Raw genomic sequence first — 23,113 nt, 5'->3', positions numbered from 1 at the left:
GTGGCCGTGGGGCCTACTATGCCAGGTTTGCAGGCTGTGGTGGCAACAGATGCCTCGGTGTGTCGTGCGGCATTGGTCGCGTTCCGAGCCGGATTGTATGCGTGCTTCAGCAGACGCGCGGACGCGTTGTTCGAGCTCGTGGATGCGGTGTTGACCGCTGATGGTCCGGTGGACTCCCTGGTGGAACTGTCGCAGGAGAAGGTGTTCCGGCGTGGACACGGGGCGTTGTATGACGCGCTGGCCTGTGGTGATCTCGACGTTGAACAGCTGGCTGGGCTGATCGCGTCGTCGTGGCAGCCCGCCGACGACGGTCCGGTGAAGATCGCGGTGGATACCTCGGCGTGGCCACGGCCGGACGCGGTGACCTCTGCGGGGCTGTGTCACTGCTACACCTCCTGCCGTTGCGACGGATCCCGCAAGACGATTCCGGGCTGGCCGTTCTCCTTCGCCGCCGGGTTGGAGTGGGGTGCGTCGTCGTGGACCGCGCTGCTGGACGTGGTGCGTATCGGCCCGGACGACGACGTGACGGTGGTGACGGTCGCCCAGATCGCCAATGTGCTGGCCCGTCTGGAGGAGGCCGGGACGCTCGCGCGGCGGCCCGCGCCGGTGTTCACGTTCGACTCCGGATACGACCTGACCCGCATCACCTATCTCGCCGGACTCGACGGTCTGGGTGTGCAGGTCCTGGGTCGGGTGCGCAGCGACCGGGTGTTCTACGCACCGGCACCCAAGCGACGCAAGGACGGTCGGCCGGGCCGGCCCAGGAAGCACGGCAGCCGGTTCGAACTGTCCAAGCCGACAGCGCTTCCGGCGCCCGATCAGCGGCTGCGTGGGCAGAACCCGCGATACGGCGAGGTGATGGTCAGCGCGTGGCACGGGCTGCACCAGAAACTGTCCAGACAGGCCGGCTGGACCGACTTCGAGGGGGTGCTACCGGTCGTGGCTGGCACCGTGATCCGCATCCAGGTCGAGCGTCTGCCCGGCAACCGGGCGCCGCAAGACCTGTGGCTGTGGCACACCGCACCACCGGGCACCGTCTTTGACCTGGACCTGCTGTGGAAGACCTACCTCCGCCGGTTCGATGTGGAACACACCTTCCGGCTGCTCAAGTCCACCCTGGGCTGGACCGCCCCGCAGATTCGTACTCCTGAGCAGGGTGAACGCTGGACATGGCTGATCCTGGCCGCGCACGCCCAGCTGCGGCTGGCGAAGACCCTCACGACTGATCTACGCCGTCCCTGGGAGAAGACGATCCCTGCGGGGCGGTCGATGACCCCTGGACGGGTCCGCCGGGGTTTCCGTAACCTGCGCCGGCATCTGGGCACTCCGGCCGGTAGGCCGAAAACCACCAATCCTGGTCCCGGCCGTCCCGTGGGTAGCACCCGGCCTCCGCGAACCCGCTACCCAGTCGGCAAGAAGAAGTCCACAGTGGACACACCAAAAGTCAACAATCAGGCACTCAAGGGATAAAACTCAAGCCAAGAGCGCGTGCGCTTTTCCCATGATCGACAGGGCGGTCTCGGTCTTGGCCAGCTTGGCCTGCAGCCGAGCGTTCTCCCGCTGTAGCAGGGCAAGTTCGGCGTTCTCGGCCTTCTTCGCTGCCCGCGCGGCCGATTGCCGCCGGTCCGTCAGGCCAGCCGCGGCTCCGGCATCCCGGGCCTTGCGCCAGTCGAGAATGTGTGACCCGTAGAGCCGTTCCCGGCGCAGGATCGCCCCGCGAGCCGCCGCGTCCGGCGCCGCGTCGTACTCGGCCAGGATCCGCGCCTTGAACTCTGCGGTGAATGTCCGCCGCTGGGGCCGAGCGTCCGGATCCGGGTTCTCGTGGGGCTTCGACGTCATGCTGATGATCTCTCCTCGCAACTGTCCAGGAAGAGTATCCCCTGGTAGACGGGCTGTCTCACATCAGCGTGACAGGGAGGGCAGCGGGTGCAGTTTGGAGCGGTAGAACGCTCCGTAGTACCCACGTTCCGCAGTTGAGGGATCAACTAGTGCGCGGAACCAGGCATTGAGCTGCGACAACTCACGGCTACCTAGTGGCAAGGCGTGTCACTAGGCGAGGACGTTTCCGCAGGTCAACGGCCTCGGCGGTGCTCCCTGCCCCGTCAGGCGGGAGGTGTAGTGGCATGGTTCCTATCGACTCGTTGAACGTCAATTGTCGATGGGTGGGCGCGTCGCGCCCAGTCCTGTATGGCAAACTGCCCACGAATCGAAATTCGGCTTAACGACCGCACCGACGCGTTCGAGCGCGCGGTAGGTGGCCTGACCTGGGCAGATGCTCCGACCTAGTGACACGCCCTACCACCAGGTAGCCAAGGGTTTCTGCAGCTCAGACCCCAGAGGCGTGGGCTTAGTCACCTCCGCAACTGCGGAACCCGGGTAGTACTGCATCCAACCTCGCACGATCGGGTTGATCCACCGTGCGAGGTCGTCGAGTGTCAGGTTCGTCTTGTGGTGCAGCTTCCACGATCGCACCGTCGTGTTCATCTTGCGCTGGGCCGCGTCGCTGCGCGCGGGCAGGAACCCACTGAAGTGCTGTCCCCGCCTGTTGCGCGCCTCCCGTTGCCGGAACGTGAAGCCCAGGAACGTAAACGATGTGTGCTCGTACGAGCCTCGCCGGTTGCTGTCCTGGCAGTAGACGATCCGGGTCTTGTCCGGATGCAGACGCAGGCCCACCTGTCGCAGGCGTTCCGCGATCGCGTCCCGCACCTGGATGGCGCGGGCCTCGCTACGGCAGTGCACCACCGCGTCATCGACGTAACGGGCGAACTCGACGTCCGGGAACGTCTTCGTCAGCCACGAGTCCAACGCGTAGTGCAGGAACAGGTTCGCCAATGCGGGCGATGCTGCTGATCCCTGTGGGGTCCCCCGCTCCCGGTGGACCATGGTCCCGTCCGCGGTGACCATCGGCGCGGCCAGCCACCGCTTCACATACAGAATGATCCACGGCTGGTCGGTGTTGGCCTCCACGGCTTTGACCATGAGGTCCCACGGGACGCTGTCGAAGAACTTGGCGATGTCCATGTCCACCACCCAGCCCATCCGCCAGCAGCGTTCCTTGGTCCGCGCGACTGCTTGCAGCGCCGACCGGCCGGGACGGTAGCCGTAGGAGTCCCGGTGGAAGATCTGCTCCATCCGGGCTTCCAGCCTCGCCGCGACCACGGTCTGCGCCACCCGGTCCCCCACCGAAGGCACCCCCAGCGTTCTGGTGCCTCCCGACCTTGGGGATCTCCACCGCTCGGACCGGTGGGGGAAAGCAGCTCCCCGACGACAGCCGATTCCAGATCTTGTACAGGTTGTTCCGGAGATCCTGCTCAAAATCCTCGATCGACTGTCGATCGATCCCAGCGGCACCCTTGTTGTCCCTGACTTTCTCCCACGCCCGCCAGACCTCCATCCTCGAGATCTCGAACGGCTTGTCTGGTGACTGCTGCTCGGCCACCCGATTCCTCCCCGGCCCGGACCGGGCCTGGTTGATCGAATCTCCGAACCACGGATGACCTGGCCCCTTCGCTCCACCCCCACCGCGTCAAGCAGGAGCTTCACCGCTACTACGAGCCAGTCCGCCGGCGTTGCCGCATCGGTACTCAGTTCCTCCCGTGCTACCGGTCGGAACGCTCCCTCTCGCCGCCCGGTCAACCCCGGACGGCCGTATCGGCTCCGCCTTCCCACGTTCCACGCGAAAGCCGCAGATCGAGCTCGCGCCGCCTATATGCCGGACACCGCCTGGCCAGTAAGTGGGTGACCGCCAGACTCATCCCGAAGCAGTTCAGATGCCCCGGTTTCGATGTCGACCAAGATCCCTTTCGACACTTCGCAGGCTGTGACGCAACGCCTTCCCGATCCCCGCCTGACGCCTCAACCGGCGCCTTTTCCACCTCGCTCACCACGACGGTCTTCAGCCAACGCAGCAGGTGGCGGCTTGAAGCCTCCCCCCACAGAGCGACTCCGAGGGGCCAATACCCTCATCTTCCACGCAGCACCGCCTCCAGAGGAACCGTCCACATAGGACCTCCATCGACGTTCGTGGCACACCTGGGCTGGGAAGATAGGACTTGTCGAGGGTCCTTATCCATCCGTCCGGAGGGCACCTGCATGGTGAAGCGTACCGGAACGCGTCCGAGGGTTGTGGTGTCCGCCGACGGTCGTGGCGTCGTCGGTCATGCCGGTGCGCGCCTACTCACCGACGTCGCCGATGTGACCGGTCTGACCGTCGCGTGCAGTGATGCGCTCGCCGGGTTGCGGCAGCGTCGAGGCGGCCACGACCCCGGCCGGATCGCGGTCGACCTGGCGGTGATGCTCGCCGACGGCGGTGAAACGATCTCGGACCTGGCTGTTCTCCGCGACCAGGCGGCATTGTTCGGGCCGGTCGCGTCCGATCCGACCGCGTGGCGCCTGCTGTCCAGCATGGACAGTGCGGTGCTGCGCCGGCTCGGCACCGCGCGAGCCCAGGCACGCGAGATCGCGTGGGCGCAACGGATCGACACACACGGCGGCCTGCCACAGACCACCGCCGCCGGCCTACCCGTCCCAGGTCTGGTCCTCGACCTGGACGCCTCCATCGTGATCTGCCACTCCGAGAAAGAAGCCGCGACCCCGACCTGGAAGAAGAATTTCGGGTACCACCCGCTGTTCTGCTTCCTGGACAACACCCGCGAAGCGCTGTCCGGACTGTTACGTGAGGGCCGCGCCGGGTCGAACACGACCGCCGATCACATCACCGTCCTGGACGACGCCCTCACCCAGATCCCCGACCACATGCGGCACGGCACCCCGATCCTGATCCGGTCGGACTCCGCCGGCTGCACCCAAGGGCTCCTCGCCCACATCCGCGACCTCCGCGCCACCGGCGTCGACGCCCGCTTCTCCGTCGGCGTCGCGATCACCGAACCGATCCGCCAAGCCATCCTCACCGCCAAACAGCACCTGCAATGGGTCCCGGCCCTCGACAGCGACGGCGAACCCCGCGACGGCGCCGACATCTGCGAACTGACCGGCCTCGTCCCCGACGACAGCTACCCACCCGGCACCCGGTTCATCGTCCGCCGCGAAGAACCACACCCCGGCGCGCAACTGTCCCTGTTCGACACCGTCGAAGGCCTCCGCCACCAGGTATTCGCCACCGACACCCCACCCGGCAACAGATCCGTGCAGCACCTCGAGGCCCGCCACCGCGGCCACGCCCGCGTCGAAGACCGCATCAGATGCGGCAAGGACACCGGCTTCGGCCGGTTCCCCTCCCGTGTCTTCGCCATCAACCAGGCCTGGCTGCAACTCGCCCTGACCGGGATCGACCTGCTCGCCTGGACCCAGATGCTCCTCCTCAACGGGGCCCTCGCCACCGCCGAACCGAAGAAGCTGCGCTACCGGCTCCTGCACGTCGCCGCACGGATCACCCGCACAGCCCGCAGCACCCGGTTACGAATCGCCGAAACCTGGCCCTGGGCAACAGATCTCGTCACCGCGTTCACCCGACTCAACGGGCTACCACGCCCCACCGGCTGACACCCGCACCCCACCGCGTCGACACCGCACGGAGGAAACCGGCCAACGCGCCGGGACCTCGGCACGCCAGCACACCCCACCGACCCAAACCAAGATCAACAAACCGTCTCAGCCACCACGATCAGCGGTAACGAAAGACCGGGGCTAGCGGTAGTTTGTTGCCTGCGGCTTCTGGGCAGTAATAGCCGTGAAGTGTTCGGACTTTTGTAGGTTTGCTGAGGTGTGAGCGATGACTGTGCGTCGTCGGTGTTCACCGGCGCCGGGTTCGTTGGAGGGCTACGCTGCCCGCTTCGATGATCTGTTCGGCAGGCTGGCCCAGCGTCGGGGGTTTCGTGAGTACCTGACCGGGCTGCTCGCGCCGCGTGACCGGAACAAGACGTTGACCTGTCTGGCCGGGGCTGAGCCGGTCATCGGGGCTCAGCATCCGGCGGTACAACGGCTGCAGTTCTTCCTGTCGGAGTCCACCTGGGACCATGAGCAGGTCAACGCCCGGCGGGTGGAGTTGCTGCTGGCTGATCCCGCCACCGCGCCGCATGCCGGTGGGGTGCTGGTCGTCGACGATTCCGGTGACCGCAAGGACGGTACCGCCACCGCGCATGTGGGCAACCAGTGGCTGGGCCGCTATGGCAAGACCGACCGCGGGATCGTCACCGTGACCACCCTGTGGGCCGACGAGCGGCTGTACTACCCGCTGCATGCGGTGCCCTACACCCCCGCGCACCACTTCCCGAAAGGCAAGCACGACCCAGACTTCCGCACCAAGCTGCAGATCGCTGCCGACCTGGCCGTGCAAGCCCGTCAGTCGGGCGTGGTCTTCCGCGCGGTGGCCGCCGACTGTGCCTACGGCGACCAGGACGGCTTCCGGGCCGACCTCCGCGCGGCGGGACTGCCATTCGTCATGGCCCTCAAACCGCACCGGGGGACATGGGCCTACGCAGACCAGGCGTACACCCCCGTCGACGCTGCCCGCGACCTGGCCTGGAACAGTCCCGAAGAGCCGGGCGACTGGACGCCGGCGCCCCGGACGTTCCGCGACGGGCATACCCAGACGTGGTGGGCCGCCGAGGCGCGGCTGGGCTGGTGGGGGCCGGACGGGACGACCCGGCTGGTCGTGGCCACCGCCGACCCGGCCACCCTGCCGGAGAAGGCCACCTGGTATCTGGCCACCGATCTGCCTCGACTCGGCGGCCCCCGGGCTGTCGACAGCCCTCATCCACCCGCGGACCTGGCGGAGATCGTGTGGATCTATGGGATCCGGCACTGGATCGAGCAGGGCTACAAGCAGGTCAAGGACGAACTCGGGTGGGCCGATTTCCAAGCCCGTTCCGACACCGCCATCCGTCGCCATCAGACCCTGGTCAACTGCGCGTTTTGCTTCTGCTGGGATGCCTGGTTAGCAGATCGAGCACCGTCACAGCCAGCAGCACCACCCCCTGATCCCGGTGCTCGAGAGAGGGGACCCGCACCCGGCAGGCCGTCGGCAGCCCTGTGCTGGCCCCGAACCATCCGGGAGGTCCGCGGCTGGCTCGTTCCCTGGATCATGTTGCGGCGCTGTTGGCGGGCGTGGTCGAACAGGCCCCCACCCGCCGAGCTCCAGGCACTCCTCGACGCCGTCGCAAGTGGACAACCCCTGTACCTGTACCACCTGAGCTAACAAACTACCGCTAGGTGACTGGTGTTAAACGATGGTCTGGCCCTGCGGGCCAGACCATCGTTTGTTTGGTTGGGGGTGTGGGGTGTTGAGGGGCCGGTGGCAGGTGTGGGTGTGGAAGTTTGTTGCTGGGTTGGGGTTGTGGGGTTTGTGGCGCCTTGGACTGCTGTGGCGTGGGTGGTGGGTCTGCTGTGTTGTGGTCAGGCGGTGGTGAGGGTCCTGCCTCGGGTGGTGTGGGTGAGGCCGAGGGTGGCGAGTCTGGCGAGGTTGACTGCGGCGGCGAGGAGGTTGAAGTCGGCGGCGATGCGGATGCGTCCGCGCATGCGGGCGCGTCGTCCGCCGTGGCGGCGGCGCATGAGGTGCGCGATTTTGCGTTCGACTTTGGGTCTGGTGGCGCGGTAGTCGGCCTTCCAGGCGGGGTCTTGTTGGCGGGTGCGGGCGGCGGTGAGGCGGGTCTCGTGGTGGCCGATGGTGATGCTGCGGCCGGTCTTGGAGTCGGTGCACTGCCCGCGGAGTGGGCAGGTGGCGCAGGCAGCGCCGAAGTCGGCCTTGCCGGCGTGCCGGGGGTGGTCCTTGACCTTCCGGATCGTTCTGACGGTCCCGTTGGGGCAGGTGACCCGCTGTTCGTCGAGGTCGATGTCGAAGCGGTCCTTGGTGAACTTCCCGGCGGGTGCGACGGGTGGCTGGACCTTGGTCTTGGCGTCGATCCCGGCGCGGTCGAGCCGGTCGAGGATCTCTCCGGCGCCGTAGGCGGCATCGCCATAGACCGCGGCGGTGCCGTCATCAGGTCCGTCGGCGGGGTCGGTGAGGTCGGTGATGAGGTCGGCGACGGGGTCGACGTCGCCGGTGTTGCCGGCGGTGACCGCGGTTGCGGTGACGATTTCGCTGTCGGGGTCGACAGCGACGTGGCCTTTGTAGCCGTCGAAGCCGCGGTGGTTGGTCTTGTGTCCGTGCCGGGCCTCGGGATCGACGGTGGAGATGACCCGGTCCGCGGCGACCTTCCGCGCGATCCGCAGTGTGCCGTCCGGCCCGGTTTCCAGGTCCTGGCCCAGCACCGTGGCGAGCAGCCGCATCGCCTGGGTGACCGGCTCGGGAAGGTCGTCGCGGCCGTCCAGCGCGGCCAGGAGCGCGTGGCCGTCCCGGGCGCGGGAGTCGATCAGGACTTCCCGGGCGGGTTTGTCGTCCCAGTCGATCAGCGGTTTGCCGGAACTGGTGTAGTCGTCACCGCTGCCCAGCCTGGCCAGGACGGCCCGTAACGGCTGGACCAACTCGGGGCCGGCGACGCTGAGCAGACCGCGGATCGCGGAACGGATCAGTGTGATCGTGTCCATCGTGGCGACCGCGTCATACAACGGCGTGGAATCAAGGACTCTGCGCCGCCCGATCAGCCCGGCGTTGCGGGCCGCGGCGAGGGCCACCTCGAAGATCCGGTCCGGGCGGCTCGAACGGCGCAGCCGTTCCCGCATGTCGACCAGGACGGTGTGCGCGAACCCGACCCGGCCTGCACCGTCCCAGCCACCGACCCCGGCGGCATACCGCCAGCGGGCGTCGAACGTGAACCGGTCCACCGCCTCCCGATCCGACAAGCCTTCCAGCCGTTGCAGGACCATCACCGCCGCGACCACCGACGGTGGCACCGACCGGCGACCGACCGGCGCGAACAGATCGGCGAACATCCCGTCCGGAAACAGCGCGTCACGATGTTCGTGCAGAAAAGCGAAGATCGAGTTCGTCGGCAACGTCTCCCCGCAGAACCGGGACACCGCATCCAGCAGATCCAACTGCTGCGAAGCCCTTCCCAACGCCATCACGACATACTACCTGAAATAGATACAAAACGATGGTCTGACCCGCAGGGCCAGACCATCGTTTAACACCAGTCACCTAGTGTCACGTGATGCTGGTTGCGTTATGTCGGGTCGGTCGTTGATCCTGGTGTGATGCTGACCGAGGGCCAGACCGCGGAGTTGCGGGCGGTGATCAACAGCCGGGACGTGCCGGCGGTGGTGGCGACCCGGGCGCGGATCGTGTTGTGGATGGCGGAGGGCCGGCGCCGCAAGGACGTCGCCGGGTTGGCCGGGGTGTCACTGCCCACTGTGGACCGTTGGGTACAGCGGTACGCGGACAACGGTCTGGCCGGTCTGGAAGACGGCTCCCACGCCGCGCCGCGGGAGCAGGTCCCGGCCGCGGTGAGGGCCCGGGTCCTGGCGCTGACCCGTGCCACACCGCCGGTGGAGACCGGGTTGTCGCACTGGTCGTCCCGGCAACTGGCCGCATACCTCAAACGGGCCGAGGGCGTGTCGGTGTCCTGGCACTACGTCGCGAAACTGTGGCGGGACAACAAGCTGCAGCCGCACCGGCAGGGCACCTTCAAGCTGTCGAGGGACCCCCGCTTCGCCGAGAAGGTCGCCGACATCGTCGGGCTCTACCTCGACCCGCCCGGCGGCGCGGTCGTCCTGTCGATCGACGAAAAGACCCAAGTCCAAGCTCTGGACCGGACCCAGCCGTTGCTGCCGCTGGACTTCGGGGTGACCGAGCAACGCACCCACGACTACCGACGGCACGGCATCACCAACCTGTTCGCCGCCCTGGACGTCGCCACCGGGCAGGTCACCGCCGACTGCCAGCCCGTCCGCGACGGCGCCCGGTTCCTGGCCTTCCTGCGCAAAGCCGTGAAACCCCATGCCGGCAAAGAGATCCACGTGGTGCTGGACAACCTGTCCACCCACGGCACCCCCGAGGTCCGGGCCTGGCTGGCCGCACACCCGAACGTCACGTTCCACTACACCCCGACCGGCAGCAGCTGGCTGAACATGATCGAGATCTGGTTCGGACTCATCACCCGCCAGTCCATCCGCCGCGGCACGTTCACCTCGGTCAACGCCCTCATCGTCCGCATCCGCGACTACGTCGCGCACTGGAACGCCGAAGCCAAGCCATTCACCTGGACCGCCACCGCCGACGAGATCCTCGCCAAGGTCCGCTGGGTCCAGGCCAGCGTCAAACAACTCGTCGAGAACAACGCGAAGTAACGACACCAGAATCACGCGACACTAGCGGTAGTTTGTTAGCTCAGGTGGTACAGGTACAGGGGTTGTCCACTTGCGACGGCGTCGAGGAGTGCCTGGAGCTCGGCGGGTGGGGGCCTGTTCGACCACGCCCGCCAACAGCGCCGCAACATGATCCAGGGAACGAGCCAGCCGCGGACCTCCCGGATGGTTCGGGGCCAGCACAGGGCTGCCGACGGCCTGCCGGGTGCGGGTCCCCCTCTCTCGAGCACCGGGATCAGGGGGTGGTGCTGCTGGCTGTGACGGTGCTCGATCTGCTAACCAGGCATCCCAGCAGAAGCAAAACGCGCAGTTGACCAGGGTCTGATGGCGACGGATGGCGGTGTCGGAACGGGCTTGGAAATCGGCCCACCCGAGTTCGTCCTTGACCTGCTTGTAGCCCTGCTCGATCCAGTGCCGGATCCCATAGATCCACACGATCTCCGCCAGGTCCGCGGGTGGATGAGGGCTGTCGACAGCCCGGGGGCCGCCGAGTCGAGGCAGATCGGTGGCCAGATACCAGGTGGCCTTCTCCGGCAGGGTGGCCGGGTCGGCGGTGGCCACGACCAGCCGGGTCGTCCCGTCCGGCCCCCACCAGCCCAGCCGCGCCTCGGCGGCCCACCACGTCTGGGTATGCCCGTCGCGGAACGTCCGGGGCGCCGGCGTCCAGTCGCCCGGCTCTTCGGGACTGTTCCAGGCCAGGTCGCGGGCAGCGTCGACGGGGGTGTACGCCTGGTCTGCGTAGGCCCATGTCCCCCGGTGCGGTTTGAGGGCCATGACGAATGGCAGTCCCGCCGCGCGGAGGTCGGCCCGGAAGCCGTCCTGGTCGCCGTAGGCACAGTCGGCGGCCACCGCGCGGAAGACCACGCCCGACTGACGGGCTTGCACGGCCAGGTCGGCAGCGATCTGCAGCTTGGTGCGGAAGTCTGGGTCGTGCTTGCCTTTCGGGAAGTGGTGCGCGGGGGTGTAGGGCACCGCATGCAGCGGGTAGTACAGCCGCTCGTCGGCCCACAGGGTGGTCACGGTGACGATCCCGCGGTCGGTCTTGCCATAGCGGCCCAGCCACTGGTTGCCCACATGCGCGGTGGCGGTACCGTCCTTGCGGTCACCGGAATCGTCGACGACCAGCACCCCACCGGCATGCGGCGCGGTGGCGGGATCAGCCAGCAGCAACTCCACCCGCCGGGCGTTGACCTGCTCATGGTCCCAGGTGGACTCCGACAGGAAGAACTGCAGCCGTTGTACCGCCGGATGCTGAGCCCCGATGACCGGCTCAGCCCCGGCCAGACAGGTCAACGTCTTGTTCCGGTCACGCGGCGCGAGCAGCCCGGTCAGGTACTCACGAAACCCCCGACGCTGGGCCAGCCTGCCGAACAGATCATCGAAGCGGGCAGCGTAGCCCTCCAACGAACCCGGCGCCGGTGAACACCGACGACGCACAGTCATCGCTCACACCTCAGCAAACCTACAAAAGTCCGAACACTTCACGGCTATTACTGCCCAGAAGCCGCAGGCAACAAACTACCGCTAGGTGACTGGTGTTAAACGATGGTCTGGCCCTGCGGGCCAGACCATCGTTTGTTTGGTTGGGGGTGTGGGGTGTTGAGGGGCCGGTGGCAGGTGTGGGTGTGGAAGTTTGTTGCTGGGTTGGGGTTGTGGGGTTTGTGGCGCCTTGGACTGCTGTGGCGTGGGTGGTGGGTCTGCTGTGTTGTGGTCAGGCGGTGGTGAGGGTCCTGCCTCGGGTGGTGTGGGTGAGGCCGAGGGTGGCGAGTCTGGCGAGGTTGACTGCGGCGGCGAGGAGGTTGAAGTCGGCGGCGATGCGGATGCGTCCGCGCATGCGGGCGCGTCGTCCGCCGTGGCGGCGGCGCATGAGGTGCGCGATTTTGCGTTCGACTTTGGGTCTGGTGGCGCGGTAGTCGGCCTTCCAGGCGGGGTCTTGTTGGCGGGTGCGGGCGGCGGTGAGGCGGGTCTCGTGGTGGCCGATGGTGATGCTGCGGCCGGTCTTGGAGTCGGTGCACTGCCCGCGGAGTGGGCAGGTGGCGCAGGCAGCGCCGAAGTCGGCCTTGCCGGCGTGCCGGGGGTGGTCCTTGACCTTCCGGATCGTTCTGACGGTCCCGTTGGGGCAGGTGACCCGCTGTTCGTCGAGGTCGATGTCGAAGCGGTCCTTGGTGAACTTCCCGGCGGGTGCGACGGGTGGCTGGACCTTGGTCTTGGCGTCGATCCCGGCGCGGTCGAGCCGGTCGAGGATCTCTCCGGCGCCGTAGGCGGCATCGCCATAGACCGCGGCGGTGCCGTCATCAGGTCCGTCGGCGGGGTCGGTGAGGTCGGTGATGAGGTCGGCGACGGGGTCGACGTCGCCGGTGTTGCCGGCGGTGACCGCGGTTGCGGTGACGATTTCGCTGTCGGGGTCGACAGCGACGTGGCCTTGTAGCCGTCGAAGCCGCGGTGGTTGGTCTTGTGTCCGTGCCGGGCCTCGGGATCGACGGTGGAGATGACCCGGTCCGCGGCGACCTTCCGCGCGATCCGCAGTGTGCCGTCCGGCCCGGTTTCCAGGTCCTGGCCCAGCACCGTGGCGAGCAGCCGCATCGCCTGGGTGACCGGCTCGGGAAGGTCGTCGCGGCCGTCCAGCGCGGCCAGGAGCGCGTGGCCGTCCCGGGCGCGGGAGTCGATCAGGACTTCCCGGGCGGGTTTGTCGTCCCAGTCGATCAGCGGTTTGCCGGAACTGGTGTAGTCGTCACCGCTGCCCAGCCTGGCCAGGACGGCCCGTAACGGCTGGACCAACTCGGGGCCGGCGACGCTGAGCAGACCGCGGATCGCGGAACGGATCAGTGTGATCGTGTCCATCGTGGCGACCGCGTCATACAACGGCGTGGAATCAAGGACTCTGCGCCGCCCGATCAGCCCGGCGTTGCGGGCCGCGGCGAGGGCCACCTCGAAGATCCGGTCCGGGCGGCTCGAACGGCGCAGCCGTTCCCGCATGTCGACCAGGACGGTGTGCGCGAACCCGACCCGGCCTGCACCGTCCCAGCCACCGACCCCGGCGGCATACCGCCAGCGGGCGTCGAACGTGAACCGGTCCACCGCCTCCCGATCCGACAAGCCTTCCAGCCGTTGCAGGACCATCACCGCCGCGACCACCGACGGTGGCACCGACCGGCGACCGACCGGCGCGAACAGATCGGCGAACATCCCGTCCGGAAACAGCGCGTCACGATGTTCGTGCAGAAAAGCGAAGATCGAGTTCGTCGGCAACGTCTCCCCGCAGAACCGGGACACCGCATCCAGCAGATCCAACTGCTGCGAAGCCCTTCCCAACGCCATCACGACATACTACCTGAAATAGATACAAAACGATGGTCTGACCCGCAGGGCCAGACCATCGTTTAACACCAGTCACCTAGGGCGCGTTTCATAAACCCGGTCAGAGCCATTCGGTGATGATGGTGATGGTGAGGACTGCCTGGTAGCGGACGGCGAGTTTGTCGTACCGGGTGGCGACGCCGTGGTGTCGTTTGAGGCGGTTGATGCCGCATTCGACGGCGTGGCGTTGCCGGTAGACGATCGGGTCGAACGCTGGCGGTCTACCGCCCTTTGATCCTTTGGCTTTGCGGTGGGCGTCCTGGTCGCTCTTGCTGGGGATGCAGGCCTTGATCCCGCGGGAACGCAGGTGCTGCCGGTTGCCTTTGGAGGTGTAGGCCTTGTCCGCCAGGACCAGGTCCGGGCGGGTCCGGGGACGTCCGCCTCCGGGCCGGGCGACCCGGATGTTGCCCAGGACGGGGATGAACTGCGGGCTGTCGCCGCGCTGACCGGCGGTGACGGTAAAGGCCAGGACCTTCTGGCCTTGCTCGCAGGCCAGATGGGTCTTGGTGGTCAGGCCGCCGCGGGAGCGGCCGAGCGCGTGGTCGGCGGGTTCGTCGTGGACGCCGCCGGGTGGTTCCTTCTGCAGGTGCCCGTCGTGGCGGGCGCCGGCGGCATGCTGATGGGCGCGGCTGGTCGTGGAGTCGATGCTGACGTCCCAGACGATGCGGCCGTCCGCGTCCGCGACACTCTGCGCCGCGGACAGGACCGCGGCCCAGGTGCCGTCACGCTGCCAGCGGCGGAACAGCCCGTACACGGTCTGCCAGGGTGCGTACTCGGCCGGGACGTCCCGCCACGGCGACCCGACCCGGATCCGCCACCGGATCCCGTCGATGAGCTGCCGTCTTGTCCACTTCGGCGGACGACCCCGCACCGGCGCGGCAGGTAGCAGCGGCTCAAGCGCCGCCCGCTGAGTAGGCCCGGGGCGCGGTGTCGGGATTGCTCCCGGTCCGTTTCCCCGGACCTCTCGCCGAACCCGCCGTGCGCCTCTCGACGCAACGGGCTCTCCACGGTCTTTGCCGTCAGGCTTGTTGCAGGTTCCAGGGGTTGGGGATCGCTGTGCTGCGGTAGCGATACCGGGTCACCGGGATCGCGCTGATCTTCCGCAGTTCGATCTCGCCCGCTGTGATCGGCCGCCACTGCCCAGAGGCGGTGACGAACCGGCGGCGGACGTCCGACCACGTCCAGTGATGCCGCTCGCGCAGCATACGGATCAGCCTCCACCAGGTGAAGTTGTCCAACATGCCGAAGGTGTTCTTCGCGACGGCGTGCCGGAAGTAGTTGGCCCAGCCGTGCAGGACCATGTTCAGACTGGTCAGCACATAGCCCAGATCCTGTTGCGACGTCTTATGGGTCAAGGCACGAATCTTCGTCTTCAGCGACCGCAGAGGCCGCTGGGCGACGAAGGTGTAGACGTGCCATTTGCTCGTTCCTCGCTTGCGGCGCCACTGGATGTGAAACCCCAAGAAGTCGAAACCCTCACTCATATGCACGACTCTGGTCTTGGCCGGTGACAGCCGAAGACCGATCGGCCGCAGCACTTGAGCGACCTCCTCGCGCAACACCTCGGTGTCCTGCTCGGTCCCGTGGACCAGAACCACGAAGTCATCCGCTTATGCCGAGGTCCGGGTTATGCCGATGTTGGTGTCGGATCGGCTGGTCAGGGCGGTGGGCGGCGTCCCGCCATCGGCATAATCCTGTGGTGTTTGCGGGTGGTGTGCCTGTCTGGAGTGATCGGTGTTCCTCCAGGTAGGAGATGATCATGGGAACGGATGCGGGTTCGGGCTGCGGGCAGCCCGACGTTGTGCTGTTGGCTGAGTTCCGAGGCTGGCTGGACCGGGAGCGGGGCTTGTCGCCGGTGACGGTGCGCTGTTACTCCAAGCAGTCGAAGGCGTTCCTGGCTGGGATCGGCGGGGCCGCGGCGGTCGGTGAACTGGACGCGGGGAAGGTGACTGCGTTCATGGTGGACTGGACGCCGGGTCGCAACACGTGGACGGCGAAAGCGATGGTGACGTCGCTGCGGGCGTTCTTGCGGTTCGCCCACGCGACTGGGCGGATATCAGTTGCTCTGGCGGGGGCGGTTCCGGCGATCGCGTCGTGGCAGATGGCCTCGCTGCCCCGAGGCCTGAAGGCAGTGGAGATCGAGCGGCTACTGGCCAGCTGTGACCGGGACACGCCGGTCGGCTCGCGCGATTACGCGGTCTTGTCGCTGCTGGCCGGGCTCGGCCTGCGGGGTGCCGAGGCCGCCGGTCTGCAGGTCGGTGACATCGACTGGCGGGCCGGGGAGATTGCGGTCACCGGCAAGGGCAGCCGGACCGAGCGGCTCCCGCTGCCGGTCCCGGCTGGGGAGGCCCTTGTCGCGTGGCTGGAGCACGGGCGGCCGAGGTGTGAGTCGCGGTCGGTGTTCGTGACGGTCCGGCGGCCCTACCGGCCACTGACGGCGGAGGCGGTCCGGGCCGTCATGGGCAGGGCATGCGGGCGGGCCGGCCTGCAGCGGCGGGGAACGCACCGGTTCCGGCACGCACTGGCGACCGAGATGCTGCGGGCGGGGGCATCGCTGCCCGAGGTCGGACAGGTGCTGCGGCACCGCAGCATGCTGTCGACCTCGATCTATGCCAAGGTCGACCAGAACGCGCTGCGCCCGCTGGCCCGGCAGTGGCCTGGAGCCGGTCGGTGAGCGCGCTGCGGGCCAGGGCCGAGGAGTACCTGGTCATGCGCAGGGCGCTGGGCTTCAAGCTGGAGAGCTGGGGGCCGCGGCTGATGAGCTTCGTCCGGTTCTGCGAGGACCATGGGGCCACGACGGTAACCATGGACCTGGCGGTGCAATGGGCGACCTCGACCGCCAGGGGCAGCGACCACGAGGCATACCAGGCCCGCCGTCTTGACGTGGTGCGGATCTTCGCTCGCTACCTGCAGCCGCTGGATCCTGCCACTGAGGTCCCGCCCGAGGACGTGCTGGACCGCCGCCAGTGGCGGGTTCCGCCCTACCTCTACTCCCCGCAGGAGGTCACCGCTCTGATGGACGTGGCCAGGACGCTGCGGCCCGCGTTCCGAGGGCTGACCTGGCGCACGCTCATCGGCCTGCTGGCTGTGACCGGCGTGCGGCAGGGCGAGGCCTGCCGCATGCGCCGCGGCGACGTCGACCTGAACGCGGAGACGATCGTGATCGAGGACTCCAAGTTCGGAAAGTCCCGCATGGTGTTCCTGCACCCGACCGCGGCCGCTGCCCTGCGCGCCTATGAACGGGCCCGGGACGAGGCGTTCCCTCGGCCGACCGCGGGCACGTTCCTGGTCAACAGTCAGGGCCGGCCACTGGACCGCCGCAACACCCCCAAGACGTTCGCGCAGCTGGTCACGGCAGCAGGGATCAAGGCTCCTGCTGGGCGGCGGCCCCCGCGGTTGCATGACCTGAGGCACGTTTTCACCGTCGCAACGTTGCTGGACTGGTACCGCGACGGCAGCGACGTCCAGGCCAGGCTCCCGGTCCTGTCCACTTGGCTGGGGCACATCGATCCGAAGTCCACTTACTGGTACCTCTCGGCCGTCCCGGAACTGCTCGCCCTGGCCGCCACCAGGTTGGAGCCCACCGGGCAGGACGCGAAGGTGACGTCGTGACCGACCTCGCTCCTATCCTGCAGGGGTTCTTCACCGACCGGCTGGCCCGACAGAAGAAGGCCAGCCCGAACACCGTCGCCGCCTACCGGGACACCTGCCGCCTCCTGCTGGCCTTCGCCCGCGACAAGACCGGCAAGACACCCAGCCGGCTCAGCCTCGCCGACCTGGACGCCACCCTGGTGGGCGCGTTCCTGCACCACCTGGAAGAACAGCGGGGAAACGGCAGCGCCACCCGCAACGCCCGCCTGGCCGCGATCCACTCGCTGTTCAAGTACGCGGCCCCGAAGGCGCCTGAGCACGCCGCCACCATCAGCCAGGTCTTGGCGATCCCACCGAGGCGACGCGAACGGGCCATCGTCAGCTACCTCACCGCCGAGGAGATCGACGCACTGGTCGCGGCCCCCAGCCGCGAGACCTGGCACGGCCGCCGCGACCGGGCCCTGCTCCTGATCGACGTCCAGACCGGCCTGCGGGTCTCCGAGCTCACCGGTCTGAAACGCCACGACATCCACCTGGACGCCGGGCCGCACGTCCGCTGCCATGGCAAGGGCCGCAAAGACCGGGCCACCCCGCTGACCACCCAGACCGTCAAAGTGATGCGGACCTGGCTCGCCGAGCTCAGCCCCGACCCCGCCGGCCCGCTGTTTCCCACCCAGTCCGGCGGACGGCTATCCCGCGACGCCGTCGAACGCCTCGTCGCAAAGCACGCCGCTACCGCCGCAGACAGCTGCGCGTCGATCAAGGAGAAGCAGGTCACTCCGCACACGCTGAGGCACTCCGCCGCCATGACGCTCTTGAAGGCCGGAGTTGACACCTCCGTCATCGCCCTCTGGCTCGGACACGAAGGAACCGAAACCACCCAGATCTACCTTCACGCCGACATGACCATCAAGGAACAAGCCCTCGCCCGCGTCCAGCAGCCCGGCACCAGCCCCGGCCGATACCGGCCACCCGACACCCTGCTCGCGTTCCTCGACAACCTCTAACCACCGCCACCACCCACCGGGTTATGCCGATGGCGGGACGCCGCCCACCGCCCTGACCAGCCGATCCGACACCAACATCGGCATAACCCGGACCTCGGCATAAGCGGACTTATGCCGAGCTCGGCATAAATCCGCGTAACGGACGACCCGCCAGTTCGGCAGCCCTCGGTCACGTCGTCGTCTCCGGCGTCCTTGGGTCGACATCACCCCACCCGGCTCCCACCCCCGTTGCAGATGCTCGTCGAGCACCGCCAGGGCGATGTTGGCCAGAAGCGGTGAGATGATGCCGCCTTATGAACAGTGCTGGGTTATGCGCAGCGTCGGCCTGTCGGTCCTGGTCAGGGCGGAGCTGGGGGTCGAGCGCTGCGCATAACGCGCCGAGGATCTGATCAGGGTCGGCATGGTGCCGGCTCGCGTGATCGGAGGTCGGCTGTGATGACGGCTGTGTCTGCGCTGGTGTCGGGTTTGGACGCGGAGTTGCGGCGTCTGGGCTACAAGGACTCGACGTTGGTCTGGTATCGGGGCTGCTGGCGCCGGATGGAGAGGTTCTTCGCTGCCCGTGGCGTCGAGGAGTTCTTCCTGGACGTGGCGATGGCGTGGGTCGATGAGGCGTGTGGCTTCTTCGACAAGGAGCGGGCGGGCGCGCTCAAACCGAATGATATCTATCTGTTCAGGGTCGCGCAGATGCTGGGCGATTACGCGTTGCACGGGGCGGTGCTGCGCCGCTACTCCCGGTCCGTGGCCAAGCTGGACGGGGAGGGCGCCGACGCGGTCGTGCGGTTCCAGGCGTGGCTGCGCTCCGCTGACCGCGCCGTATCGACCGTGCGGGTGTATGCGACGGTGGCCGGGGAGTTCGTCGCGTTCGCCGGCACCCATGGCGGGCTGGCTCGTTGCGACGCCGCGACGCTCCAGGCGTTCGTCGCCACCCTCGCGGGATACCAGGTCAAGACTGTCGAGCAGAAACTGTGCGCGGTGCGGTCCTTCCTCCGGTTCGCCTGCGCCGGCGGCCTGGTCGACGCCGCTGTCCTGGAAGCGGTCCCGGCGGTGCGGTCCAGCAAGCGGGTCAGGGTCCCGTCGGTGTGGGATCCCGGCGACGTGGCCAGGATCCTGGACGCGATCGACCGGGGCAATCCGTGCGGGAAGCGGGACTACGCGATTATTGTGCTGATCGCCAGGCTCGGGCTGCGCGGCGTGGATGTCAGACGGCTGGAGTTCGCCGACTTCGACTGGCCGGGCAACCGGTTGAGCGTGGCGCAGGCCAAGACCGGGCACCGGGTGCAGTTGCCGTTGCTCAAAGAGGTCGGCTGGGCGGTGATCGACTACATCCGTCATGGTCGGCCGGTCTGCGACTACCCGCAGGTGTTCCTGCGGCACCACGCTCCGATCGGACCGTTCTCCGAGCAGGACCATCTGCATCAGATCCTGGTCAAGCACGCCCGGGCGGCGCACGTTGCGGTGAGTGAGCAACGCCGCCACGGCATGCACTCGCTGCGGCACACCCTGGCCACTCGGTTGATGGAGGACGGCACGCCGGTCGAGCAGATCGCCGACATCCTCGGTCACCGGTCGGTGCAGTCGACTGGCGTGTATTTGAAGTCGTCGCTGGGTCTGCTAGCCACGTGCGCCCTGGACCCGGACGCGCCGGTGCAGCAGGCGTCACGATGAGCGCCGACATCACCATGACCGACGCGATCACGGCGCTGGTCGCCCAGAAACGCGCCCTCGGCTACAAATACGCAGCCGAAGAACGGGTGCTGGCCCGGTTCGCCGCGTTCTGCCGCAGCGAGTTCCCCGGACTGGCCGCGCCCACCGAGGCTTCGGTCGAGGCGTGGCTCGCGGCCGCCCGGCGGCGCGCAGTCACGCCGGCGACCCTGCAGGGCCTGGCCGCGCCGGTGCGGGAGTTGGCCCGGTGGCTTCACCGCCAGGGCGTGCCGGCCTACGTCCTGCCCAAAGGTGCGCTGCCCAGACCCGGCCGTTACGTCCCGCACATCTACACCGATCAGGAACTGGCGGCCCTGTTCACCCAGACCGACCGCTGCAACTCCTGTTCCCAGGTCCCGTTCCGGCATCTGGTCATGCCAGTGCTGTTCCGCACGATCTACGCCTGCGGGCTGCGTGCCTCCGAAGCCCGCCTGCTGCGCGTCGACGACGTTGACATCACCACCGGCGTGCTGCAGATCCGCGACGCGAAGGGCGGCAAAGACCGGCAGGTGCCCGTCAGTGCGCCGCTGCGCGTGAGGCTCGCCGACTACCACGCCCACGTCGCCGGCCGCTCGGGCGCAGACTGGTTCTTCCCCGGCACGGCCGGAAAGCCGCTGACACTCGGGAACATCGACAAGAACTTCCGCCGATTTCTGTGGCAGGCCCGCATCTCTCATGGTGGTCGAGGCCACGGCCCCCGCGTCCACGATCTCCGCCATACCTTCGCGGTCAACAACCTGCGTTCCTGGTTCGCCCACGGCCAGGACGTCGGCGCGTTGCTGCCGGTCCTGCAAACCTACCTGGGCCATTCCTCGATCGCCGACACCGCCTACTACCTCAGGCTGACCGCCGAGTCCTACCCGGACGTCACCGCCCGAGTCCAGCAGGCCACCGGCGACGTCGTCCCGCCCCTCACCACAGGGCCGTGCCATGGCTACTGACAGAGATGATGTGTGTGAGCACCTCCCGCCGGGGTCTGACCCAGCTACTGACTGACTTCGGGTCCTTAACGGGATTTGTCGACCCTCGGTCGGGAGGTGCTCGTGCACGCAGTGGACGTGGCGTTGTGACTTCATAGGAGCCTGGCTAGAGGCCCCATCTCTGTCTTGTCCGCGTTGCCCGGCTGGTGCGTGCCGCCCTGCCCACCATCACGAGCGACAGGACGACGATGCCCTCCATTACACCCGATGCCGCCGCGTTCGACATTGCCGGCGGCGTCGACACCCACCTGGACACCCACACCGCCGCAGTGATCGATCTGGTCGGCCGAGTCCTGGGCACCGAACAGTTCCCCGCCACGACGGCCGGATACACGGCCCTGTCGGCGTGGATGCGCGGGTTCGGCCGGCTGGGCCGGGTCGGCGTCGAGGGCACCGGCGCCTACGGCACCGGCCTGACCCGCCGTCTCCGCGCCGAACAGGTCGAGGTGATCGAGGTCGACCGACCCAACCGCAAGACCCGCCGGTTCCAGGGCAAGTCTGACCCGATCGACGCCATCGCCGCAGCCAAGGCAGCCCTGGCCGGCGACCGGACCGGCACCCCCAAACACCGCGACGGCCAGGTCGAAGCCCTCCGCAACCTGCGAGTCGCCCGCCGCAGCGCTGTCCAGCAGCGCGCCGACACCCAACGCCAGATCAAGACCCTGATCGTCACCGCCCCCGACGAACTCCGCGCCCAACTACGCGGCCTCACCGTCAAACAGCTGATCGTCACCTGCGCAGGCCTGCAGCCGGACCGGGCCGACGCCGCCTCGCCAACGACCGCAGTCGCGATCGCGCTGCGATCCCTGGCCCGCCGCCACCAGCAGCTGTCCACCGAGATCACCGACCTGGACGAAGTCCTCACGCCCCTGGTCGCGACGATCAACCCCGGTCTGCTCGCCGCGAACGGTGTCGGCGCCGACGTCGCCGGCCAGCTGCTGGTCACCGCCGGAGAGAATCACGCCCGGCTCACCAGCGAGGCCGGGTTCGCCATGCTCTGCGGTGTCGCCCCGATCCCTGCCTCGTCCGGCAAAACCACCCGGCACCGGCTCAACCGCGGCGGCGACCGGCAAGCCAACGCCGCCCTCTACCGCGTCGTGCTCTGCCGTCTGCGCTGGGACCCCCGCACCCGCGAATACGTGCAACGCCGCACCAGAGACGGCCGGTCCAAGAAAGAGATCATCCGCTGCCTCAAACGCTACATCGCCCGGGAGCTTTACCAACTCATCATCTCAAACGATCTTCAACCCACCTCTTGACATCCATAGGAGCATCTTCGCGGTCTTCCTGCGCCGCTTCCTCACCACGCACCTGGCCGGGATGCGCGGCTGCTCACCCAACACGGTCGCGTCCTACCGCGACACGTTCAAACTCCTGATCGCCTACTTGCGCGACGAAAGGTCAATCCCCGCAGCCAAGCTCACCCTCGATCACGTCGATGCCGCCGCTATCACCGGGTTCCTTGAATGGCTCGAGGCCAGCCGGCACAACAGCGCGTCGACGCGTAACCAGCGACTGGCCGCGATCAGCTCGTTCTGCACCTGGATGCAAACCGAGGACCCAGCCCGGATGGCCTGCTACCAAGACATCCTCGCCATCCCCACCAAGAAGCAGGCCCGCCCGGGCGTCAACCACCTGACCGTCGGGCAGACCCGTCTGCTGCTCGCTCAACCCGACCGGTCCACCCACCGCGGCCGACGCGACGCGACCCTGCTCGCCACGCTCTACGACACCGCCGCCAGGGTCCAGGAAATCGCCGACCTCACCGTCCGCGACATCCGTCTCGAACCCCCCGCCATGGCCGCCCTGACCGGGAAAGGCCGCAAGACACGCCACGTCCCCCTGATAGGCAACACGACAGCGATCCTGGCCGCCTACCTGGCCGAACATCGCCTGGACCGACCCGGCCACGACGACCACCCGGTGTTCTTCAACCAGCACCGCAGCAAGCTCAGCCGTGGCGGCATCGCCTGGGTCATCAGCAAATACCTGGCCAGGACAGACAACCCGCAACTCGCCGGCGCCGACGTCAGCCCGCACACCCTGCGCCACAGCAAGGCCATGCACCTCTACGAAGCAGGCGTCCCCCTGCCCTACATCCGCGACATCCTCGGACACATCGACCTGTCCACCACCGAGATCTACGCCCGCGCCTCGACCGAAGCGAAACGCAAAGCCCTCGAAGCCGCCTACACCGACACAACCTCCGACGACCTGTCCGAATGGAACCAAGACCCCGGACTGCTCGACTGGCTCACCAACCTCTGACCCGAA

Annotated in this window: 18 protein-coding genes and 1 pseudogene; 11 read left to right on the top strand and 8 right to left on the bottom strand. The window is 67.8% G+C overall.

Annotation, left to right across the window (positions count from 1 at the left end; all coding sequences use genetic code 11):
• Positions 1 to 18: 18 nt before the first annotated feature.
• Positions 19 to 1,470: an NF041680 family putative transposase gene (locus ACQEVZ_RS39545; RefSeq protein ID WP_433359946.1), complete on the top strand. Its 1,452-nt coding sequence runs from the start codon at positions 19 to 21 to the stop codon at positions 1,468 to 1,470.
• 3 nt (positions 1,471 to 1,473) lie between these two features.
• Here the strand turns inward: ACQEVZ_RS39545 and ACQEVZ_RS39540 are convergent, their stop codons facing one another.
• Both ACQEVZ_RS39540 and ACQEVZ_RS39535 read right to left on the bottom strand, forming a co-directional pair.
• Positions 1,474 to 1,839 carry a hypothetical protein gene (locus ACQEVZ_RS39540; RefSeq protein ID WP_433376208.1) on the bottom strand — a complete coding sequence of 122 codons (366 nt, stop codon included), beginning with the start codon at positions 1,837 to 1,839 and terminating at the stop codon, positions 1,474 to 1,476.
• 456 nt (positions 1,840 to 2,295) lie between these two features.
• On the bottom strand, positions 2,296 to 3,351 hold the full coding sequence (locus ACQEVZ_RS39535; protein WP_433376205.1) for a reverse transcriptase domain-containing protein: 1,056 nt from the start codon (positions 3,349 to 3,351) through the stop codon (positions 2,296 to 2,298).
• Positions 3,352 to 4,092: 741 nt separating this feature from the next.
• Between ACQEVZ_RS39535 and ACQEVZ_RS39530 the strand changes: the two genes are divergently transcribed.
• Together ACQEVZ_RS39530 and ACQEVZ_RS39525 are read left to right on the top strand one after the other, a co-directional pair.
• Complete coding sequence (locus ACQEVZ_RS39530) at positions 4,093 to 5,502, top strand: IS1380 family transposase (RefSeq protein WP_433376202.1); 1,410 nt, start codon at positions 4,093 to 4,095, stop codon at positions 5,500 to 5,502.
• Positions 5,503 to 5,731: 229 nt separating this feature from the next.
• The gene (locus tag ACQEVZ_RS39525) at positions 5,732 to 7,156 is read left to right on the top strand and encodes an IS701 family transposase (RefSeq protein ID WP_433376199.1); all 1,425 of its coding nucleotides are present in this window, start codon (positions 5,732 to 5,734) and stop codon (positions 7,154 to 7,156) included.
• Positions 7,157 to 7,353: 197 nt separating this feature from the next.
• On the opposite strand, the gene ACQEVZ_RS39520 is transcribed toward ACQEVZ_RS39525, so the two are convergent.
• Positions 7,354 to 8,961, bottom strand: coding sequence for an IS1182 family transposase (locus ACQEVZ_RS39520; RefSeq protein ID WP_433376196.1), 1,608 nt, complete (start codon positions 8,959 to 8,961; stop codon positions 7,354 to 7,356).
• Between the two features lie 132 nt (positions 8,962 to 9,093).
• Between ACQEVZ_RS39520 and ACQEVZ_RS39515 the strand changes: the two genes are divergently transcribed.
• On the top strand, positions 9,094 to 10,185 hold the full coding sequence (locus ACQEVZ_RS39515) for an IS630 family transposase (protein WP_433376193.1): 1,092 nt from the start codon (positions 9,094 to 9,096) through the stop codon (positions 10,183 to 10,185).
• Between the two features lie 21 nt (positions 10,186 to 10,206).
• Here the strand turns inward: ACQEVZ_RS39515 and ACQEVZ_RS39510 are convergent, their stop codons facing one another.
• From ACQEVZ_RS39510 to ACQEVZ_RS39490, 5 genes and pseudogenes are all read right to left on the bottom strand, one after another.
• Entirely contained in the window at positions 10,207 to 11,646 is a 1,440-nt protein-coding gene (locus tag ACQEVZ_RS39510; protein ID WP_433376190.1) for an IS701 family transposase, read from the bottom strand.
• A gap of 268 nt (positions 11,647 to 11,914) precedes the next feature.
• The gene (locus ACQEVZ_RS39505) at positions 11,915 to 12,595 is read right to left on the bottom strand and encodes a transposase (protein ID WP_433377256.1); all 681 of its coding nucleotides are present in this window, start codon (positions 12,593 to 12,595) and stop codon (positions 11,915 to 11,917) included.
• Positions 12,596 to 13,143: 548 nt separating this feature from the next.
• Positions 13,144 to 13,389: pseudogene (locus ACQEVZ_RS39500) on the bottom strand (transposase); the annotation flags it as partial.
• Positions 13,390 to 13,621: 232 nt separating this feature from the next.
• Entirely contained in the window at positions 13,622 to 14,497 is an 876-nt protein-coding gene (locus tag ACQEVZ_RS39495; protein WP_433377253.1) for an IS5 family transposase, read from the bottom strand.
• Between the two features lie 82 nt (positions 14,498 to 14,579).
• Complete coding sequence (locus tag ACQEVZ_RS39490) at positions 14,580 to 15,158, bottom strand: group II intron maturase-specific domain-containing protein (protein ID WP_433376187.1); 579 nt, start codon at positions 15,156 to 15,158, stop codon at positions 14,580 to 14,582.
• A gap of 209 nt (positions 15,159 to 15,367) precedes the next feature.
• Here ACQEVZ_RS39490 and ACQEVZ_RS39485 point away from each other — a divergent pair, with 209 nt between their 5' ends.
• From ACQEVZ_RS39485 to ACQEVZ_RS39455, 7 genes are all read left to right on the top strand, one after another.
• Positions 15,368 to 16,234: a site-specific integrase gene (locus tag ACQEVZ_RS39485; protein WP_433376184.1), complete on the top strand. Its 867-nt coding sequence runs from the start codon at positions 15,368 to 15,370 to the stop codon at positions 16,232 to 16,234.
• The gene (locus ACQEVZ_RS39480) at positions 16,231 to 17,172 is read left to right on the top strand and encodes a tyrosine-type recombinase/integrase (RefSeq protein WP_433376181.1); all 942 of its coding nucleotides are present in this window, start codon (positions 16,231 to 16,233) and stop codon (positions 17,170 to 17,172) included. The genes ACQEVZ_RS39485 and ACQEVZ_RS39480 overlap by 4 nt, the downstream gene beginning before the upstream one ends.
• Complete coding sequence (locus ACQEVZ_RS39475) at positions 17,169 to 18,158, top strand: tyrosine-type recombinase/integrase (protein WP_433376178.1); 990 nt, start codon at positions 17,169 to 17,171, stop codon at positions 18,156 to 18,158. The genes ACQEVZ_RS39480 and ACQEVZ_RS39475 overlap by 4 nt, the downstream gene beginning before the upstream one ends.
• Before the next feature lie 435 nt (positions 18,159 to 18,593).
• Positions 18,594 to 19,823: a site-specific integrase gene (locus ACQEVZ_RS39470; protein ID WP_433376094.1), complete on the top strand. Its 1,230-nt coding sequence runs from the start codon at positions 18,594 to 18,596 to the stop codon at positions 19,821 to 19,823.
• On the top strand, positions 19,820 to 20,800 hold the full coding sequence (locus ACQEVZ_RS39465) for a tyrosine-type recombinase/integrase (protein ID WP_433376097.1): 981 nt from the start codon (positions 19,820 to 19,822) through the stop codon (positions 20,798 to 20,800). The genes ACQEVZ_RS39470 and ACQEVZ_RS39465 overlap by 4 nt, the downstream gene beginning before the upstream one ends.
• Positions 20,801 to 21,027: 227 nt before the next feature.
• Positions 21,028 to 22,098, top strand: a complete 1,071-nt coding sequence (locus ACQEVZ_RS39460; protein WP_433376175.1) for an IS110 family transposase — start codon at positions 21,028 to 21,030, stop codon at positions 22,096 to 22,098.
• Complete coding sequence (locus ACQEVZ_RS39455) at positions 22,079 to 23,107, top strand: tyrosine-type recombinase/integrase (protein WP_433377250.1); 1,029 nt, start codon at positions 22,079 to 22,081, stop codon at positions 23,105 to 23,107. The genes ACQEVZ_RS39460 and ACQEVZ_RS39455 overlap by 20 nt, the downstream gene beginning before the upstream one ends.
• The last annotated feature ends 6 nt before the right edge of the window (positions 23,108 to 23,113 follow it).

The organism is Dactylosporangium sp. CA-152071 (genome assembly GCF_050936335.1).
GTDB lineage: Bacteria > Actinomycetota > Actinomycetes > Mycobacteriales > Micromonosporaceae > Dactylosporangium > Dactylosporangium maewongense.
The sequence above is the reverse complement of the archived record's forward strand: the minus strand, read 5'-3'. Positions and strand labels throughout refer to the sequence as shown.

Excerpts from the sequence above, each read along its gene's own strand:
- ACQEVZ_RS39470 (WP_433376094.1), top strand. The coding sequence starts at position 18,594 with ATGACGGCTGTGTCTGCGCTGGTGTCGGGTTTGGACGCGGAGTTGCGG.
- ACQEVZ_RS39510 (WP_433376190.1), bottom strand. The coding sequence starts at position 11,646 with ATGACTGTGCGTCGTCGGTGTTCACCGGCGCCGGGTTCGTTGGAGGGC.
- ACQEVZ_RS39520 (WP_433376196.1), bottom strand. The coding sequence starts at position 8,961 with ATGGCGTTGGGAAGGGCTTCGCAGCAGTTGGATCTGCTGGATGCGGTG.
- ACQEVZ_RS39465 (WP_433376097.1), top strand. The coding sequence starts at position 19,820 with ATGAGCGCCGACATCACCATGACCGACGCGATCACGGCGCTGGTCGCC.
- ACQEVZ_RS39540 (WP_433376208.1), bottom strand. The coding sequence starts at position 1,839 with ATGACGTCGAAGCCCCACGAGAACCCGGATCCGGACGCTCGGCCCCAG.
- ACQEVZ_RS39515 (WP_433376193.1), top strand. The coding sequence starts at position 9,094 with ATGCTGACCGAGGGCCAGACCGCGGAGTTGCGGGCGGTGATCAACAGC.
- ACQEVZ_RS39525 (WP_433376199.1), top strand. The coding sequence starts at position 5,732 with ATGACTGTGCGTCGTCGGTGTTCACCGGCGCCGGGTTCGTTGGAGGGC.
- ACQEVZ_RS39545 (WP_433359946.1), top strand. The coding sequence starts at position 19 with ATGCCAGGTTTGCAGGCTGTGGTGGCAACAGATGCCTCGGTGTGTCGT.
- ACQEVZ_RS39530 (WP_433376202.1), top strand. The coding sequence starts at position 4,093 with ATGGTGAAGCGTACCGGAACGCGTCCGAGGGTTGTGGTGTCCGCCGAC.
- ACQEVZ_RS39460 (WP_433376175.1), top strand. The coding sequence starts at position 21,028 with ATGCCCTCCATTACACCCGATGCCGCCGCGTTCGACATTGCCGGCGGC.